Raw genomic sequence first — 18,013 nt, forward strand, 5'->3', positions numbered from 1 at the left:
CTGCCTTTCCGAAACCGTTCGGGATTACCAGCGATAATGCGAGAACGCACGGTTGGCATCAGCCATCTTGTGCGTGTCTTCGCGCTTCTTGACGGCGGCGCCGCGGTTGTTGGAGGCATCGAGAAGTTCGCCGCTGAGGCGATCGACCATCGTCGTTTCGTTACGCTTGCGAGCAGCAGCGATCAGCCAGCGAATGGCAAGAGCCTGACGACGCTCCGGACGAACATCGACCGGAACCTGGTAGGTAGCACCACCAACGCGACGCGAACGAACTTCAACGTGCGGAGCGATGTTATCCAAAGCCTGATGGAACACGCCGAGCGGCTCCTGCTTTGCCTTGCCCTGCACGGCGTCGAATGCGCCGTATACGATGTTTTCAGCTACCGACTTCTTGCCGTCGAGCATGATGGCATTCATGAACTTGGTGACGACCAGATCGCCGAACTTCGGGTCCGGGTTGATCTCGCGCTTTTCTGCTCTGTGACGTCTGGACATGTACTTCTCGTCTCTCAACTGTTAGCGGCGCTCTACCACGCGGAGAACCTCGCGCAGCGCCGAATGATTACAACCGAAGGATTACTTCGGACGCTTCGCACCGTACTTGGAACGGCGCTGCTTGCGGTTCTTGACACCCTGGGTATCGAGTACGCCGCGGATGATGTGATAACGGACGCCCGGAAGGTCCTTTACGCGGCCGCCACGGATCATGACGACAGAGTGTTCCTGAAGGTTGTGACCTTCGCCGGGGATGTAACCAATGACTTCGAAGCCGTTGGTCAGGCGGATCTTTGCGACCTTACGCAGAGCCGAGTTCGGCTTCTTCGGCGTCGTCGTGTAGACGCGGGTGCAAACGCCGCGCTTCTGCGGGTTCTCCTGGAGAGCGGGAACCTTGTTACGCTTTACCTGCGCCTGGCGAGGCTTGCGGATCAGCTGGTTTACGGTAGGCATTCAACCATCCCTTGTAAATCTATCTCGACACCCTTGCGGGCATGACTCTCGCCGTCACCGGCAACGACACACGTTCGTCTCAATGCGCAAAACGTGGCCCGATCCGCTTTCGCAGATGGACCACAGAAAAGCAGAGGACGCCGTTTTGGCGTCTTGCGTGCAGCATTCGTGTCTTCAACGTGCGTTTAGAACCTTGTTTGAGGTGAACTCCAGAGCGCGTCGCTCCGGACAGCCATGCCTCACATGGGTCCCGATGGCGGCGGTACTACTGGTTTCTCGCCGTTTCGTCAAGGCCGGTTAAGAATTATCTTTGTCACAAAGCCCGGAAAGGCTAGGCAAACCGGCCATTTGAGGCCCTGGATACGGAAATGCCGTCTCTTCGGCAAGATGGACTTTGGTATTTCGTCAAAATCCCTATAAGGAATCACCTGAGGACATTTCCATCCAACGAACCCGGGCAACCAAAGGGAATCACCGGGTCGATTCGATACTCCCGAAGGAAGACTCATGATTACTGCGCCAGACAACGACAATAATTCCGACGGCCCCATGGTCTTCATCATCATCGGCAAGGGATACGAGTCCGATGGTGGCGAAGGCATCGACCTGCATGTCATGCTGAAAGCGCCCGATGACGATACCGCCGTGCGCGAAGCGCTGAACGCGCTAGCCGAGGAAGGCTTCATCGAGGCCGACCTGGACCAGATCGGCCTGCTGACGGACATACCGGACGAGGAGCCGCACGCCTCCGCCTATCAAGGCGCCCTCGAAGGCGAAGTCGCGATCATTCGTTTCCGCTGACAAAGCCGTCTTCATCGACGGAGGCGACCTCCCCTCGCCCGCTCCACTTCATCGCCGCATAAAAAGAAACCGCCCGGATCGCTCCGGGCGGTTTTGATTTTTCGCGTTCCGCGCCGCTTATTCGGCCGGCGTGTTCTCGCTTGCGAGATCCTGCAGCATCGGCGTTGCGACGCCGGCGCCCGTGCCCTTGCGGCGCTCTTCCAGGATGAGCTCGTCGCGAGCCGTAGCGATGCGGCGGATCTGCGTCATGGTGCCGCCCGTACCGGCCGGGATCAGGCGACCGACAATGACGTTTTCCTTCAGGCCCTGCAAGCCGTCGGTCTTGCCGGCGATTGCAGCTTCGGTGAGCACCTTCGTCGTTTCCTGGAAGGATGCGGCCGAGATGAAGGACGGCGTCTGCAGCGATGCCTTGGTGATGCCGAGCAGGACCGGATCGCCGTAGGCAGGCTTCTTGCCGACTTCGATCAGCGAGTCGTTCATGTCGTCCAGCTCGATACGGTCGACATTGTCGCCGACGATGTACTGGCTGTCGCCTGCATCGGTGATTTCAACCTTCTGCAGCATCTGACGAACAATCACTTCGATATGCTTGTCGTTGATGACAACGCCCTGCAGACGATAGACTTCCTGGATTTCGTTGACGAGGTAGGAAGCCAATGCCTCCACGCCCTTGATCGCCAGGATGTCGTGCGGAGCCGGGTTACCGTCGAGTATGTAGTCACCCTTTTCGATATAGTCGCCTTCTTGAAGGTGGAAGGGCTTGCCCTTCGGGATCAGGTATTCGACCGGCTCGACACCGTCTTCCGCCGGCTCGATGATGACGCGACGCTTGTTCTTGTAGTCGCGGCCGAGGCGGATCGTACCATCAATCTCTGCGATGATGGCGTGGTCCTTCGGACGACGGGCTTCGAACAGTTCGGCAACACGCGGCAGACCGCCGGTGATGTCCTTCGTCTTGGCGCTTTCCAACGGCGAACGAGCGAGAACGTCACCCTGAGACACCTTGGTGCCCGGCTCGACGGACAGGATCGCGTCCACCGAGAGCAGGAAGCGGGCTTCACCGCCGCGCGACAGCTTGGCAACGTTACCGCTGGCGTCCTTGATGACGATCGCCGGCTTCAGATCGGAGCCGCGCGGCGTCGAGCGCCAATCGATAACCTGACGCTTGGTGATACCGGTCGACTCGTCGGTCGCTTCGAGAACGGAGAGACCATCGACGACGTCTTCGAAGTGAACCGTACCGGCCACTTCCGTCATCATCGGACGGGTGTAAGGATCCCACTCCGCCAGACGCTGGCCGCGCTTCACCTTGTCGCCATCGTCGACATAGATTTTCGAACCGTAGGCAACACGCTGCGAAGAGCGCTCGACGCCACGCTCGTCCAGGATCTGGACGGCCATGTTGCGGCCCATGGCAACGAGGTTGCCTTCGGAGTTGCGCAGCATGTTGCGGTTCTTGATCTGCACCGTGCCCTCGTAAGAGGCTTCCAGGAACGACTGGTCGACCACGGTCGCGGTGCCGCCCAAGTGGAAGGTACGCATGGTCAGCTGCGTGCCCGGCTCACCGATCGACTGTGCGGCGATGACGCCGACAGCTTCGCCGATGTTGACTGGCGTACCGCGAGCAAGGTCGCGGCCGTAGCAGACCGAGCATACGCCCGTCTGGATTTCGCAGGTCAGCGCCGAGCGGATACGGATCGACTGGATACCAGCCTTCTCGATCTCGATGACATCCGGCTCGAGGATCATCTTGCCGGCATCGACGATGCGCTCACCCGTGACCGGATGATCGATGTCGTCCAGTGCCGTACGACCGAGGATACGGGCGCCGAGCGAGGCAACGACCTGACCGGCATCGACGATGGCGGTCATGGTGAGGCCGTTTTCGGTGCCGCAATCGATCTGCGTGACGATGCAATCCTGCGCGACGTCGACGAGACGACGGGTCAGGTAGCCCGAGTTCGCGGTCTTCAAGGCGGTGTCGGCCAGACCCTTACGGGCACCGTGCGTCGAGTTGAAGTACTCGTTAACGGTGAGGCCTTCCTTGAAGTTCGAGATGATCGGCGTCTCGATGATTTCGCCCGACGGCTTGGCCATGAGGCCGCGCATGCCGCCCAGCTGGCGCATCTGGTTCGGAGAACCACGAGCACCGGAGTGGCTCATCATGTAGATCGAGTTCATCGGCTTCTGGCGACCGGTCTTCTCGTCGAATTCGACAGCCTTAATGCGGGCCATCATTTCTTCGGCGACCTTTTCCGTAGCCTTGCCCCAGGCGTCGACAACCTTGTTGTACTTCTCGCCCTGGGTGATCAAGCCGTCGTTATACTGCTGCTCGTATTCCTTCACGAGTGCTTCGGTATCGCCGACGATCTTAACCTTGGTATCCGGAATGACCATGTCGTCCTTGCCGAACGAAATGCCGGCGCGGCAGGCATGGGAGAAGCCAAGCTGCATGATGCGGTCGCAGAAAATGACCGTGTCCTTCTGGCCGCAATGGCGGTAGACCGTGTCGATCATCTTGGAGATGTTCTTCTTGGTCATTTCCTGGTTGCAGATGTCGAAGGTGACCTTGCCGTGCTTCGGCAGCAGTTCGCCGATCAGCAGGCGGCCAGGCGTCGTTTCGTAGATCTTCGAATAGGTCTTGCCCTCTTCGTCGACCGACTTGAAGCGGCCGCGGATCTTCGAATGCAGCGTCACGACCTTGTTTTCAAGAGCGTGATGCAGCTCGCCGAGATCGGAGAAGGCCATGCCTTCGCCGGGCTCGTTCTGGTTCAGGATCGACAGATAGTACAGGCCGAGAACCATGTCCTGCGAAGGAACGATGATCGGCGCGCCGTTTGCCGGATGCAGAATGTTGTTGGTCGACATCATCAGCACGCGGGCTTCAAGCTGGGCTTCCAGCGAGAGCGGTACGTGGACGGCCATCTGGTCGCCGTCGAAGTCGGCGTTGAAGGCCGTGCAGACGAGCGGATGCAGCTGGATCGCCTTGCCTTCGACCAGCATGGGTTCGAAGGCCTGGATGCCCAGGCGGTGCAGCGTCGGTGCGCGGTTCAACAGAACCGGATGCTCGCGGATGACCTCGTCGAGGATATCCCAGACTTCCGGCTTTTCCTTTTCGACCAGCTTCTTGGCCTGCTTGACGGTCGAGGAATAACCCTTCGCGTCGAGGCGGGCGTAGATGAACGGCTTGAACAGCTCGAGCGCCATCTTCTTCGGCAGGCCGCACTGATGCAGCTTGAGTTCCGGACCGGTCACGATGACCGAACGGCCGGAATAGTCGACGCGCTTGCCGAGCAGGTTCTGACGGAAGCGGCCCTGCTTGCCCTTGAGCATGTCGGACAGCGACTTCAGCGGGCGCTTGTTGGCGCCGGTGATGACGCGGCCACGGCGGCCGTTGTCGAAGAGCGCATCGACAGATTCCTGCAGCATGCGCTTTTCGTTACGGATGATGATGCCCGGAGCGCGCAGTTCGATGAGGCGCTTCAGACGGTTGTTACGGTTGATGACGCGGCGGTACAGGTCGTTCAGATCCGACGTCGCGAAACGGCCGCCATCGAGCGGAACCAGCGGGCGCAGGTCCGGCGGGATGACCGGGACGACCTTCATGATCATCCATTCCGGGCGGTTGCCGGATTCCATGAAGTTCTCGACGATCTTCAGGCGCTTCATCAGCTTCTTTTGCTTGAGGTCCGATGTCGTATCGGCAAGCTCGGAGCGCAGGTCGCCGGCGATCTTCTCGAGCTGCATGCTGGCCAGCATCTCGTAGATCGCTTCAGCGCCGATCATGGCGGTGAACTGGTCTTCGCCATATTCGTCGACGGCGAGCATGTACTCTTCTTCCGAGAGAAGCTGATGCTCCTTGAGAGCGGTCAGGCCCGGCTCGGTAACGATATAGTTTTCGAAGTAGAGGACGCGCTCGACATCCTTCAGCGTCATGTCGAGCAGCGTGGAAATACGGCTCGGCAGCGACTTCAGGAACCAGATGTGGGCAACGGGAGCCGCAAGCTCGATATGGCCCATGCGCTCACGGCGAACGCGCGACAGCGTGACTTCGACGCCGCACTTTTCGCAGATGATGCCCTTGTACTTCATGCGCTTGTACTTGCCGCACAGGCACTCGTAGTCCTTGATCGGCCCGAAGATTCTTGCGCAGAAAAGACCATCGCGTTCCGGCTTGAACGTGCGATAGTTGATCGTTTCCGGCTTCTTGATCTCGCCATAAGACCAGGAAAGAATCTTCTCCGGCGACGCGATCGAAATCCGGATGGAATCGAAATTTTGCGCAGGCACCTGCGGATTGAAAAGATTCATGACCTCTTGGTTCATGCCTATCTCCTTTAGGGGCGAAACGCCCTCGAATTGCGATCAGTCCGGCAAATCCCGGGAGCCTGACTGACGCTTTAAAACCGCCTTGCGGCGCCATGCATCCGAAGGGACGCCGACGGCGCTGCAATATTCCAACGGTGCGCGCTGACAGACAGCGCGCACCCGACAGGTTATTACTCGGCTGCGTCCGGAAGCTGGCTTGCCGTCTGCAGATCGTCGACCTTGGAGTTTTCCAGTTCGACGCTGAGACCCAGCGAGCGCATTTCCTTGACGAGAACGTTGAAGCTTTCCGGAATGCCCGCCTCGAAGGTGTCGTCGCCACGAACGATGGCTTCGTAGACCTTCGTACGGCCGGCCACGTCGTCCGACTTGACCGTGAGCATTTCCTGCAGCGTGTACGCCGCACCGTAAGCTTCGAGCGCCCAGACTTCCATTTCGCCGAAGCGCTGGCCACCGAACTGCGCCTTACCGCCCAGCGGCTGCTGGGTGACGAGCGAGTACGGGCCGATCGAACGGGCATGGATCTTGTCGTCGACAAGGTGGTTCAGCTTCAGCATGTAGATGTAGCCAACCGTGACCTGACGGTCGAACTGCTCGCCGGTACGACCGTCGTACAGTGTCGACTGACCGGTCCGCTTCAGACCTGCCATTGCCAGCATCTCGTTGACATCGGCTTCGCCGGCGCCATCGAAGACCGGGGTCGCGATGGACACGCCACGCTTCCACTGGTCAGCCAGACGCAGAACCGACGCATCGTCATACTCGTGAACGTCGTCGCTCTTTGGACCGTCGCCGACGACCAGATCGATCGTCTTGCGCAGAGGCTCGATGTTGCCGCTCGCCTTGTAGGCTTCGATCAGTTCGCCGATCTGGCGACCCATGCCGGCGCAAGCCCAGCCCAGGTGCGTCTCAAGGATCTGACCGACGTTCATGCGCGAGGGAACGCCGAGCGGGTTCAGCACGATATCCACATGCGTACCGTCTTCCAGGAACGGCATGTCTTCGACCGGAACAATGCGCGAAACGACGCCCTTGTTCCCGTGACGGCCTGCCATCTTGTCGCCCGGCTGGATCTTGCGCTTAACAGCGACGAAGACCTTGACCATCTTCATGACGCCCGGAGGCATTTCGTCGCCGCGCTGGACCTTCTCGACCTTGTCCATGAAGCGCTGTTCAAGGCGCGACTTGGATTCGTCGTACTGGCCACGCAGGGCTTCCAGCTCGCTCTGGACCTTTTCGTCCTCGACGGCGAACATCCACCACTGCGAACGCGGATACTCCGAAACGACGGCGTTGGACAGTTCCGTGCCCTTCTTGAAGCCCTTCGGACCAGCAAGAGCCACCTGACCACGCAGCATCTCCACCAGACGGCCGTAGACGTTACGGTCGAGGATCGCCTGCTCGTCGTCACGGTCCTTGGCGAGGCGCTCGATCTCTTCGCGCTCGATCGCCATGGCGCGTTCGTCCTTTTCAACGCCGTGGCGATTGAAGACGCGAACTTCGACGACCGTACCGTAGGTGCCGGGCGGCATGCGCATGGAGGTGTCGCGAACGTCGGACGCCTTTTCACCGAAGATGGCGCGCAGCAGCTTTTCTTCCGGCGTCATCGGGCTTTCGCCCTTCGGCGTGATCTTGCCGACGAGGATGTCGCCCGGCTGAACTTCGGCGCCGATGTACACGATGCCGGCTTCGTCCAGGTTCTTCAGCGCTTCTTCCGAAACGTTCGGAATATCGCGGGTGATTTCTTCCGGACCGAGCTTGGTGTCGCGCGCCATCACTTCGAACTCTTCGATGTGGATGGAGGTGAACACGTCGTCGGCAACGATACGCTCGGAGAGCAGGATCGAGTCTTCGTAGTTGTAGCCGTTCCACGGCATGAACGCGACGAGCACGTTGCGGCCGAGAGCCAGATCGCCGAGGTCGGTCGAGGGACCGTCCGCCAGGATGTCGCCCTTGTTGACCACGTCACCGACGGTAACCAGCGGACGCTGGTTGACGCAGGTGTTCTGGTTCGAACGCTGGAACTTCATCAGGCGATAGATATCGACGCCGGACTTCGACGGATCGAGGTCTTCGGTGGCGCGGATAACGATACGCGTCGCGTCGACCTGGTCGACCACGCCGCCGCGGCGAGCGCCGATGGCAGCACCGGAGTCACGCGCGACGACCGGCTCCATGCCGGTGCCGACGAACGGAGCTTCGGCACGCAGAAGCGGCACGGCCTGACGCTGCATGTTCGAGCCCATGAGAGCGCGGTTGGCGTCGTCGTTTTCCAGGAACGGGATCAGAGCGGCTGCGACCGAAACCAGCTGCTTCGGCGAGACGTCCATCAGGTTGATGTTGTCGCGCGGAGCGAGCATGACTTCGCCGGCATGACGGCAGACGACGAATTCCTCGATGAAGGAGCCGTCGGCGTCGAGCTCGGCATTGGCCTGAGCAACGTAGTACTTCGCCTCTTCCATGGCGGAGAGGTAGAGCACGTCGTTGGTCACCTTACCGTCGATGATGCGGCGATAAGGGCTTTCGATGAAGCCGTACTTGTTGACGCGGGCAAAGGTCGCCAGCGAGTTGATGAGGCCGATGTTCGGACCTTCCGGCGTTTCGATCGGGCAAATACGACCGTAGTGCGTCGGATGAACGTCGCGGACTTCGAAGCCGGCGCGCTCGCGGGTCAGACCGCCCGGGCCGAGAGCCGAGAGACGGCGCTTATGGGTGATTTCCGAAAGCGGGTTCACCTGGTCCATGAACTGCGACAGCTGCGAGGAGCCGAAGAATTCGCGGACCGCAGCGGCAGCCGGCTTTGCGTTGATCAGATCCTGCGGCATGACCGTGTCGATTTCGATCGAGGACATACGTTCCTTGATCGCACGCTCCATGCGCAGCAGGCCCAGACGATACTGGTTTTCCATCAGCTCGCCGACCGAACGGACGCGGCGGTTGCCGAGGTTGTCGATGTCGTCGATCTCGCCCTTGCCGTCGCGCAGCTCCACGAGCATCTTGACCACGGCCAGGATGTCGTCCTTGCGCAGGATGCGAACGGTGTCTTCGACGTCGAGGTCGAGACGCATGTTCATCTTCACGCGGCCGACGGCGGAGAGATCGTAACGCTCCGCATCGAAGAACAGCGAGTTGAACATGGCTTCGGCCGATTCCATGGTCGGCGGTTCACCCGGACGCATGACGCGGTAGATGTCGAACAGAGCGTCCTGACGGTTCTCGTTCTTGTCCGCCGAAAGCGTGTTGCGGATATAGGCGCCGACGTTGATGTGGTCGATGCCGAGGATCGGGATTTCGTCGAAACCAGCCTTCAGGATGACCGGCAGGGTCTTCTCGTCGATTTCGTCGCCGGCTTCGAGGTAGATCTCGCCGGTCTGGAAATTGACGATGTCTTCCGCCAGGAAGAGGCCGTAGAGCTCTTCGTCGGTCGCCTTGAGAGCCTTGAGGCCCTTGTCCTGCAGCTGACGAAGCAGACGCGGGGTCAGCTTCTTGCCGCCTTCGACAACGACTTCGCCGGTATCGGCGTCGATCATGTCGGTGACGGTCTTCGCACCCTTCAGCGTTTCCGCCTTGAAGGGAATGCGCCAGCCATCGCCGGAGCGCTCGTAGAGCGACTTCGTGTAGAAGGTCGACAGGATTTCTTCGCCATCCATGCCGAGCGCCATCAGCAGCGACGTCACCGGAATCTTGCGGCGGCGGTCGATACGGGCGTAGACGATGTCCTTGGCGTCGAACTCGATGTCCAGCCAGGAACCGCGATACGGGATGACGCGAGCGGCGAAGAGCAGCTTGCCGGAAGAGTGGCTCTTGCCCTTGTCGTGATCGAAGAACACGCCCGGCGAGCGGTGCATCTGCGACACGATCACGCGCTCGGTGCCGTTGACGATGAACGTACCGTTGTTCGTCATGAGCGGCATGTCGCCCATGTAGACGCTCTGTTCCTTGATGTCCTTGATGGACTTCGCGCCCGTATCCTCATCGATATCGAACACGATCAGACGGAGGGTCACCTTCAGCGGCGCGGCATAGGTCAGGTCGCGCTGGCGGCACTCATCGACGTCGAACTTCGGCGGTTCGAACTCATAGGAAACGAACTCCAGCATGGAAGCGCCGGAGAAATCGGTAATCGGGAAAACCGACTTGAAGACAGCCTGAAGACCTTCGTCCGGGCGGCCGCCCTTCGGTTCTTCGACCATGAGAAACTGATCGTAGGATGCCTTCTGAACCTCGATGAGGTTCGGCATCTCTGCGACTTCGGGAATCTTACCAAAAAACTTGCGTACGCGCCTGCGACCGTTGAACGAAAGGGTCTGAGCCATCGTCGCTCCTTTAAAATCCTGCACCCGGGCCTGCAACGGACGGGTATCGCTGGCCAGGCGACCCCATCAATCAATGAGTAGTTCAATCTCGTCTGTCTAACCGAAAACCGCTCGGCCGGATTGCGTCGCGGTTCGGTTTGAGACCATCCTCTTGAAGAACCCATTACCCAAAAGCCGTTTTTCCCGCGGCTTTTGGGTAATTCGTTCAGAAAAACGGCAAATGGGAGGCGGCAAAAAGCCACCTCCCAAAGCAGTTTCAAGCTTACTTGACGTCGACCTTTGCGCCGGCGTCTTCGAGCTTCTTCTTGATGTCAGCAGCTTCTGCCTTGGAAACAGCTTCCTTGACAGCCTTCGGAGCGGCTTCAACGAGATCCTTGGCTTCCTTGAGGCCCAGGCCGGTGATGGCGCGGACTTCCTTGATGACGTTGATCTTGTTTGCGCCGGCATCAGCGAGGATGACGTCGAACTCGGTCTTTTCTTCTTCAACGGCAGCAGCAGCGCCAGCACCACCGGCAACGGCAGCAACAGCTACCGGAGCAGCGGCGGAAACGCCCCACTTTTCTTCGAGAAGCTTGGACAGTTCTGCGGCTTCGAGAACGGTCAGCGAGGAGAGGTCGTCTACGATCTTTGCGAGATCAGCCATTTTTGTAGTTCCTTTTGTTCGGTTCGAACTGGTTGATTATGAACAGCGAAAAACCGCCTTACGCGGCTTCGTCCTTCTTGGCGTAGGCCGAGAACACGCGAGCAAGCTGACTTGCCGGCGCTGCAACAACACCTGCGATGCGGGTAGCCGGAGTCTGGATCATGCCCAGCAGCTTCGCGCGCAGCTCATCCAGCGAAGGCAGGGTCGCGAGCGACTTTACTGCTTCGGCGTTGAGCGTTGTTGTTCCCATGGCTCCGCCCAAAACAACGATCTTGTCGTTGCCCTTGGCGAAATCCACGACGACCTTCGGAGCGGTAATCGGATCAGTGCTGTATGCAATCAGCGTCTGACCGGTGAAGAGATTGGAAATCCCTTCCGCATCCGTGCCCTGAAGAGCAATTTTGGCCAGGCGGTTCTTCGCGACTTTGACGGTGCCGCCGGCAGCGCGCATCTTGGAACGAAAATCGTTCATCTGAGCGACTGTAGCACCAGCATAGTGGGCCACGACAACCGAGCCCGAAGCCTTGAAGACTTCGTTCAGTTCCGTGACGAATTCGCGTTTTTCCGCTCTTTCCACTGCTTTTCTCCAGTTGACAGGACCGGGTTAGCGGGCCTGCCGGGTTGCCTTTTGCCTCCTGGGATCAAGAGAGATCCCAAGCGACGCTTGAGGATCCTGTCCCCTCGCGCTCGAGCCTGACGGCTCCAAGGCACAAGGCATCCAAGGCTCGAACCGAGTTCATCGAAGCAGCGCTTCTTCAAAATTCGGGTCTTACCCGTCTCATGCAGGCTTGAGTGATTAAGGGATAACCACCTGCAATCTCGGACAGGAATTCCGGATTTCTCCGGAAATCCCGGCCCCGAAAGGCCGGGAATTCTTAAACGCCAGACACGAGGTCCGGCGTGATTATCAGGCGCTCGGCGCCGTAACCGTCGACAGCTCGATCTTGACGCCCGGACCCATGGTCGAGGAGATCGCGACACGCTTCAGGTAGTTGCCCTTGGCGCCAGCCGGCTTTGCCTTGATGACGGCGTCTGCGAAGGCACGGATGTTTTCTTCCAGAGCCTTGGCATCGAACGAAGCCTTGCCGATACCGGCATGGATGATACCAGCCTTCTCGACGCGGAACTCGACAGCGCCGCCCTTGGAGGCTTCAACAGCGCCCTTGACGTCCATCGTAACGGTGCCGACCTTCGGGTTCGGCATCATGCCACGCGGGCCGAGAACCTTACCGAGACGACCGACGAGCGGCATCATGTCCGGGGTCGCGATGCAACGATCGAAGTCGATCTTGCCGCCCTGAACGATTTCAACCAGGTCTTCAGCGCCGACGACGTCAGCACCGGCAGCCTTGGCTTCGTCAGCCTTGGCACCGCGAGCGAAGACGGCAACGCGAACCGTACGGCCCGTGCCGTTCGGCAGGTTGACGACGCCGCGAACCATCTGGTCGGCGTGACGCGGGTCAACGCCGAGGTTCATCGCGATTTCGACGGTCTCGTCGAACTTGGCGACGGCACGGTCCTTGACCATGTTGATGGCCAGATCCAGAGCATAAAGCTTGGTCGGATCGACGCCTTCACGAATCTTCTGAATACGCTTTGCTACCATGGTCTCAGCCCACCACTTCCAGGCCCATCGCGCGGGCAGAGCCCTCGATCATGGCCATTGCGCCTTCGATATCGGCGGCATTCAGATCCTTCATCTTGGCTTCGGCGATAGACTTCACCTGAGCCTTGGTAAGAGTGCCAGCCTTGGCGCCCTTGCCCGGAGTCTTCGAGCCGGACTGAATCTTCGCTTCCTTCTTCAGGAAGTAGCTGACCGGCGGCTGCTTCATTGCGAAGGTGAAGGACTTGTCCTGGTAGTAGGTGATGACGACCGGGATCGGCATACCCTTTTCCATTTCCTGCGTGGCGGCATTGAACGCCTTGCAGAATTCCATGATGTTAATGCCACGCTGACCAAGCGCAGGACCGATCGGCGGCGAAGGATTCGCCGAGCCGGCCTTAACCTGCAGCTTGAGCTGGCCTGCAACTTTTTTAGCCATTTCTCTCTGCCTTTCTGAATGACCGGTTTCCCGGTCCACGATGCCGGATCACTCCGGCGGCTGCGGTTGCGTGGTGCGGATCACAAGGTCCGGCTAAGACCCTACCCTTCCACGCGGATTGCGGCGGCGCCGCGAGACGCAAGCGAATATTCGCCTACGTCGAAACTTGAGCGAGAGGCCGGCAGCCGAGCCAACCCCTTCGCGAGGATACAATCAAACCTTCTCGACCTGGCTGTATTCCAGCTCGACCGGCGTAGCGCGGCCGAAAATAGACACTTCCACCTTCAGGCGCGAACGCTCCTCGTCGACATCCTGAACCGTGCCGTTGAACGAGGCGAACGGACCATCAGAAACACGAACCTGCTCGCCGATCTCGAAGGATACGGAAGCCTTCGGCCGTTCGACACCCTCCTGGACCTGCCCGAGAATGCGCTCGGCTTCATAATCCGGAATCGGAACGGGCTTATTGTCGGAACCGAGGAAGCCAGTAACCTTCGGCGTATTCTTGATCAGGTGGTAGGCTTCATCCGTCAGGTTGGCACGAACAAGCACATAACCCGGGAAGAACTTGCGCTCACTGTCAACCTTGCGGCCGCGACGCACTTCCACAACCTTCTCGGTCGGCACCAGGATCTTTTCGAACAGATGCTCGAGACCCTTCTGCCTGGCCTTCTCCTCGATGGATTCAGCCACTTTCTTCTCGAAATTAGAATAAGCGTGGACGATGTACCAACGTGCCGCCATGTTCATCTCCACTCGATATCAATTGCCGGTATTCAGCGCGTAGCTGAGAATCCAGCCGATCAGCTGGTCGGCAGCAAAGAAAAACAACGAGGCGAAAACAACCATGACGAGAACCATCACCGTCGAGATCATAGTCTCGCGGCGTGAGGGCCAGGTGATTTTCGACGTCTCGGAGCGGACCTGCTGTAGAAACGCTAGTGGATTCGTTTTGGATGCCATTGACCGCCCACGCAATTACGGCGCGTAAAGCTGAAAATATCAGCCCCACGCACCGCGTGTCTGTTAAACCCTACATAAACACCGATTCCCGATTTAACAAGAGGAAATACGGTGTTTTCTAAAATTTGCCGACAATTCGGCATGACCCTCGACACGAGAAGCGGCAAAACCAATGCGCCAGTCAAATCAAGGAGAATGGCAGGGGCAGCAGGGCTCGAACCTACGACCTGCGGTTTTGGAGACCGCCGCTCTACCAACTGAGCTATACCCCTTCTTCCTTCGATTTTCACTTCGAGCGGTGAACCGCCGGAGCAATTCGAAGACATGGCGCTCCCTTTAAGGCGGGATGAAACGATTGGCAAGAGCGTTTTTTGCTTTTTCCCAATCGGGTCCGCAACTTCACCCACCACCGCTTGCGCGACGAGCCTGATCGCAGCCGGAAAGCCGCGTTTCGGCGTTCATTGCTCCCCAGGCGCGCCTTTCGGCCTGCGCTTGAGAAATTTCGGTCTGATCGACCGCAGGAAATTGTCCGTCGAGCGAATCACGTTCGTCAGGGATATCAGCTTGTCGATCTCGGCGTCGGCATTGCCGAGCCGCTCCGACAGCACCTCGGCGGCGGCCAAGGCAATCTCGGCCGGCGGAACTTCCGTGAAGCGCTCGGCGAGCCGGACATAGGGGTTCACCGATACGCCGCCGTGGATCGAGATCTTCCCCAGCCGGGCAAAGAGGCGCAGGAAGGTTTGCTCGAAGCTCCAATCATGCGCGGAAACCACTCTCCACTTCTGGGTGCGCCTGGCCGAGAAACCGGCAAGCACGATGGTCCCCGGCAGTTTCAGATCGCTGAGCCACAGCGCCATGGCAAAGCCGCTCGTCGGCGTCTTGCCTTCCGTGTAGAAATCCGAACAAAACCCAACCAGATCGAGATGGCCGGTCGGCGCCCCCTGGAAATCGGCCGCGGGATTGAGCTTCTCCTCAGGGCCGAGGCGAATATTCATGATGCCGAGGAAAAACTCCTTCGGAAAGAACTTCACGACCTCGCCCACCTCGCCTCGATAGACGATGTTGGCCCCGCGCGGCTGGCCGCGCGAGATCAGCAGCGAATGCCCATGGAACGGGCGGCTCAGAACCTTGTAGACCTTGTTGAAGAACACGAAGAGCGTGGTCGGCGGAAACTGCGCCTGCAGGCTCGCAATATCGACCGCATCGCTATTGGCGACCAGAACGATATGAGAGAACCCCGCCAAGGTTTCGCGCCACTCTTCCGCGCTATTCAACCCGGCTGCGGAACCCGCAGCCGGAAAGCCGGCGTCAACAGGAGCTGTCGTTTTCCGATCCAACTCGCTCACTTCTGCTGGACGTGCAGCATGCGCTCGCGCATGGCGAACCATTCTTCGGCATAGTCATCGTTGCGGTACTCGTCGAAATACGGGCCGCCGTCGGTGAAATGCACCAGCTTGGCATCTTCACGATAGTCGTATTCGTTGACGAGGTAATTCCAGGTCACCGGCACCTCGCCGATCTGGTCGTCATTCTCCAGCCATTTGAACTGATGAAGCTGGAGGCCGGTCGCCGTGTTGACGAAATCCTTCGTCAACGCCGTGCAACGGGCATTGTTGAACAGGATCATGCTCGACCAGTTCTTCTTTTCGTATTTGGTCTGCGTCTGGCCGAGGAACTTGGTTTCGATCTTCGGCTGATAATCATGCTTGACGCACATTGCGGCATAGCGGTCGTCGCGCAAGGCCCACAGCTCGGCGATATCGGCGCGGGCAAGCATGTCGCAATCCATGAAGATGCTCCAGCCCTGGTAGTCGCTGAGATAGGGAACGAGGAAGCGCGAGAAGGAAAATTCGGTCGATTGCAGCGGATTGCGCTCGCGCGTGAAGATGCCATCGAGATTGTTGAGCACGATCGGCGAGAAGACCACCGGAATAGACGAGCGCTCGATGATGCTCTGGGTCAGAACGTGATAGGCGACGACTTCCTTGGAATCGAAACCGACAAAAATACGTGCAACATTATCCTTCATGATACCTCCGAAGCGGCTGATCTCTTCGCGATCAACCGGCAAACTATCTTCCGACGCGACATAGATCGCGCCCAGCTCATCCTCCAGGCGCTCTTGCCATGGGACGCTGGTTCGAAACGAGGGCGCGGATATACCGTACCAAGCGTTGCAATCTCAAGGAGATGCCCCGCAAACACAACCCTACTTAAATAAACGGGGGTATTTGTCGAGTGTTTGCGGAAGCATTTTTGGTTATCCCACGTAACAAATGGAGAGGCGGCCGGCTCGACCCCTATCCCCACCCGGCGTTGCGGTCGCGCACGCCGGTTTCCTCCGGGGGCCGCCGCCCTTCAGATTTTTACGTGGCGGCGCCAGTCGTGCTCCTCCTTGAAGCCCAGAACCTCGCGAATCTTGCGGTTGGACAAGAGGCCCTCGTATTCACCGATCTCGCGCGTGAAAGGGACGCCCGGATAGTGCTTGGCGGCAAGCTCGCGCGACGGCGTGTTGGCTGACACCGTGTCGTTCGCGGCATTGAACACCTGGAAGCCGAGACCGTTCTTCTCGATGCAGAGATGGACAATCTGGCCGAGATCGCGAGCATCGATATAGCTCCAGGCGATCCGCTTGCGGATCTCGCTGTTGGCGAAATAGTCGGGGAAATGCTCATATTCGTGCGGCTCGATGACATTGCCTATGCGCAGCGCATAGACGTCGATGCCGAAGCGTTCGGCAAAAGCGCGGGCCGTCTTCTCGTTCACAACCTTAGACAGGCCGTATGAGTCCATCGGATCGACGTCATAATCTTCCTCGAGCGGGAACTGGTGGAAGTCGCGATGACCCTCGGCAAAGCAGACCCCGTAGGTCGTCTCGCTGGAAGCGATGATGATCTTCTTCACGCCGAGCTTCGCAGCCGCCTCGATGACATTGTACGTGCTCATCGTATTGATGCGGAACGTCTCGTTGTCGGGCTTGATCAGGATGCGCGGCACGGCGGCAAAATGCACGACGGCATCGAAAGGCTGCACGCCCTTGCCGTGGTCGAGATCGGGGAAATCGCGATGCATGGTCAGAACATTGTAGACTTGTCCTGCATCGGTGACATCGGCCTGCAGATTGGTGACACCGGGGCTGTTCAGCGGCACGAGATCGACGTTGTGGACCTCATAGCCGGCATTGACCAGCCACGGAACCGTGTGCCGCCCGGCCTTGCCGCTTCCGCCGGTAAACAAAATACGTTTCTTCATGAAATTTCCTCCTGATAAAATCGAGCGATAGATAGGCCCTTGCGTTCATTTCGCAAGACACGCTTTGGTGACGCGGAGCCTCTCCGGCAAAATAGCCGAGGAGGCCTTATCGGCAAAATATCACCGACAGGTGACTTTGGCATCGCGCTAGCTTTGCAGATGCTTCAGAACTTCATCTCCACCCTGCCGGATCGAAAGGCCACTCGTGTCGATGATCGCGCAGCCATGCGACCTGGCTTCATGGCGCAGATAGGCGGCCCAGTTCATCATGGTCGCATCGGCAAGTTCTGGCTGACCACGCTCCACAGTCAACCGGGCTGCTCTCGTTGCATCGTCGCAATCGATCAATAGCAGGCGATAGTCATCGATCTTCGCGGCTGCAGCCGCTTCCCTGACGAAGGATGGCCGCATCTGTCCTTCAAGCAGAACCGCCCGGCCCTTTCGCAGCTGCGGCGCAAGCCGCGCCAGCCATTCGACGGTCTTGTCGCGTTGCCAGGCCTCTGGCGAACCATGATCCCGGATCATGACATCGAGCGACGGCACGCCGATGCTATCGAAATGATAGACGGTCACGGTCTGCGCATGGTCCCTGGCGACTGCCCCCGCGATGGCCGTTTTCCCCGAACCCGAGGCACCCGTCAGAATGATCAAGCTCATGCATGTCTCCACAATGCAAAAAAGCCCCGCTGTTTCCAGCGGGGCCTTCTTATAAAGGAATAATC

15 protein-coding genes and 1 tRNA gene are annotated in these 18,013 nt (G+C 59.0%); 1 reads left to right on the forward strand and 15 read right to left on the reverse strand.

The genetic code is table 11. The features are described from left to right. Window positions 1-24: 24 nt before the first annotated feature. Complete coding sequence (gene rpsG, locus GR212_RS08485) at window positions 25-495, reverse strand: 30S ribosomal protein S7 (protein WP_034513449.1); 471 nt, start codon at window positions 493-495, stop codon at window positions 25-27. Between the two features lie 81 nt (window positions 496-576). After that, on the reverse strand, window positions 577-948 hold the full coding sequence (gene rpsL, locus GR212_RS08490; protein WP_003507760.1) for a 30S ribosomal protein S12: 372 nt from the start codon (window positions 946-948) through the stop codon (window positions 577-579). Between the two features lie 507 nt (window positions 949-1,455). On the opposite strand from rpsL, the gene GR212_RS08495 reads away from it, so the two are divergent. After that, a complete protein-coding gene (locus GR212_RS08495) occupies window positions 1,456-1,749 on the forward strand; it encodes a hypothetical protein (protein ID WP_047637046.1) in 294 nt (97 codons plus the stop codon). Window positions 1,750-1,866: 117 nt separating this feature from the next. Here GR212_RS08495 and rpoC read toward each other — a convergent pair whose 3' ends face one another. From rpoC to GR212_RS08560, 13 genes are all read right to left on the reverse strand, one after another. Next, a complete protein-coding gene (gene rpoC / locus GR212_RS08500) occupies window positions 1,867-6,075 on the reverse strand; it encodes a DNA-directed RNA polymerase subunit beta' (protein WP_163986061.1) in 4,209 nt (1,402 codons plus the stop codon). Between the two features lie 173 nt (window positions 6,076-6,248). Next, the gene (gene rpoB, locus GR212_RS08505; RefSeq protein ID WP_163986062.1) at window positions 6,249-10,391 is read right to left on the reverse strand and encodes a DNA-directed RNA polymerase subunit beta; all 4,143 of its coding nucleotides are present in this window, start codon (window positions 10,389-10,391) and stop codon (window positions 6,249-6,251) included. A 262-nt stretch (window positions 10,392-10,653) separates the two neighbouring features. After that, window positions 10,654-11,034, reverse strand: a complete 381-nt coding sequence (gene rplL, locus GR212_RS08510) for a 50S ribosomal protein L7/L12 (RefSeq protein ID WP_004123442.1) — start codon at window positions 11,032-11,034, stop codon at window positions 10,654-10,656. A gap of 58 nt (window positions 11,035-11,092) precedes the next feature. After that, a complete protein-coding gene (gene rplJ, locus GR212_RS08515; RefSeq protein WP_163986063.1) occupies window positions 11,093-11,611 on the reverse strand; it encodes a 50S ribosomal protein L10 in 519 nt (172 codons plus the stop codon). Between the two features lie 330 nt (window positions 11,612-11,941). Next, window positions 11,942-12,640, reverse strand: coding sequence for a 50S ribosomal protein L1 (gene rplA / locus GR212_RS08520; RefSeq protein ID WP_163986064.1), 699 nt, complete (start codon window positions 12,638-12,640; stop codon window positions 11,942-11,944). A gap of 4 nt (window positions 12,641-12,644) precedes the next feature. Next, window positions 12,645-13,076: a 50S ribosomal protein L11 gene (gene rplK, locus GR212_RS08525; protein ID WP_104822776.1), complete on the reverse strand. Its 432-nt coding sequence runs from the start codon at window positions 13,074-13,076 to the stop codon at window positions 12,645-12,647. Between the two features lie 213 nt (window positions 13,077-13,289). Next, a complete protein-coding gene (nusG, locus tag GR212_RS08530) occupies window positions 13,290-13,820 on the reverse strand; it encodes a transcription termination/antitermination protein NusG (protein WP_004123460.1) in 531 nt (176 codons plus the stop codon). Between the two features lie 18 nt (window positions 13,821-13,838). Next, window positions 13,839-14,039 carry a preprotein translocase subunit SecE gene (gene secE / locus GR212_RS08535; RefSeq protein WP_163986065.1) on the reverse strand — a complete coding sequence of 67 codons (201 nt, stop codon included), beginning with the start codon at window positions 14,037-14,039 and terminating at the stop codon, window positions 13,839-13,841. 196 nt (window positions 14,040-14,235) lie between these two features. Then, window positions 14,236-14,311: transfer RNA gene (locus tag GR212_RS08540), tRNA-Trp, on the reverse strand. A 186-nt stretch (window positions 14,312-14,497) separates the two neighbouring features. Beyond that, window positions 14,498-15,376 (reverse strand): 3-deoxy-manno-octulosonate cytidylyltransferase, encoded by an 879-nt coding sequence (locus GR212_RS08545; protein WP_163986066.1) that lies wholly within the window; start codon window positions 15,374-15,376, stop codon window positions 14,498-14,500. 5 nt (window positions 15,377-15,381) lie between these two features. Then, a complete protein-coding gene (locus GR212_RS08550) occupies window positions 15,382-16,068 on the reverse strand; it encodes a glycosyltransferase (RefSeq protein ID WP_163986067.1) in 687 nt (228 codons plus the stop codon). Between the two features lie 329 nt (window positions 16,069-16,397). Next, the gene (locus tag GR212_RS08555; RefSeq protein ID WP_163986068.1) at window positions 16,398-17,291 is read right to left on the reverse strand and encodes an NAD-dependent epimerase/dehydratase family protein; all 894 of its coding nucleotides are present in this window, start codon (window positions 17,289-17,291) and stop codon (window positions 16,398-16,400) included. Between the two features lie 147 nt (window positions 17,292-17,438). Next, window positions 17,439-17,948, reverse strand: a complete 510-nt coding sequence (locus tag GR212_RS08560; protein WP_163986069.1) for an AAA family ATPase — start codon at window positions 17,946-17,948, stop codon at window positions 17,439-17,441. Between the last annotated feature and the right edge of the window lie 65 nt (window positions 17,949-18,013).

The organism is Martinezella lusitana (genome assembly GCF_010668395.1).
Taxonomy (GTDB): Bacteria; Pseudomonadota; Alphaproteobacteria; order Rhizobiales; family Rhizobiaceae; genus Rhizobium; species Rhizobium lusitanum_A.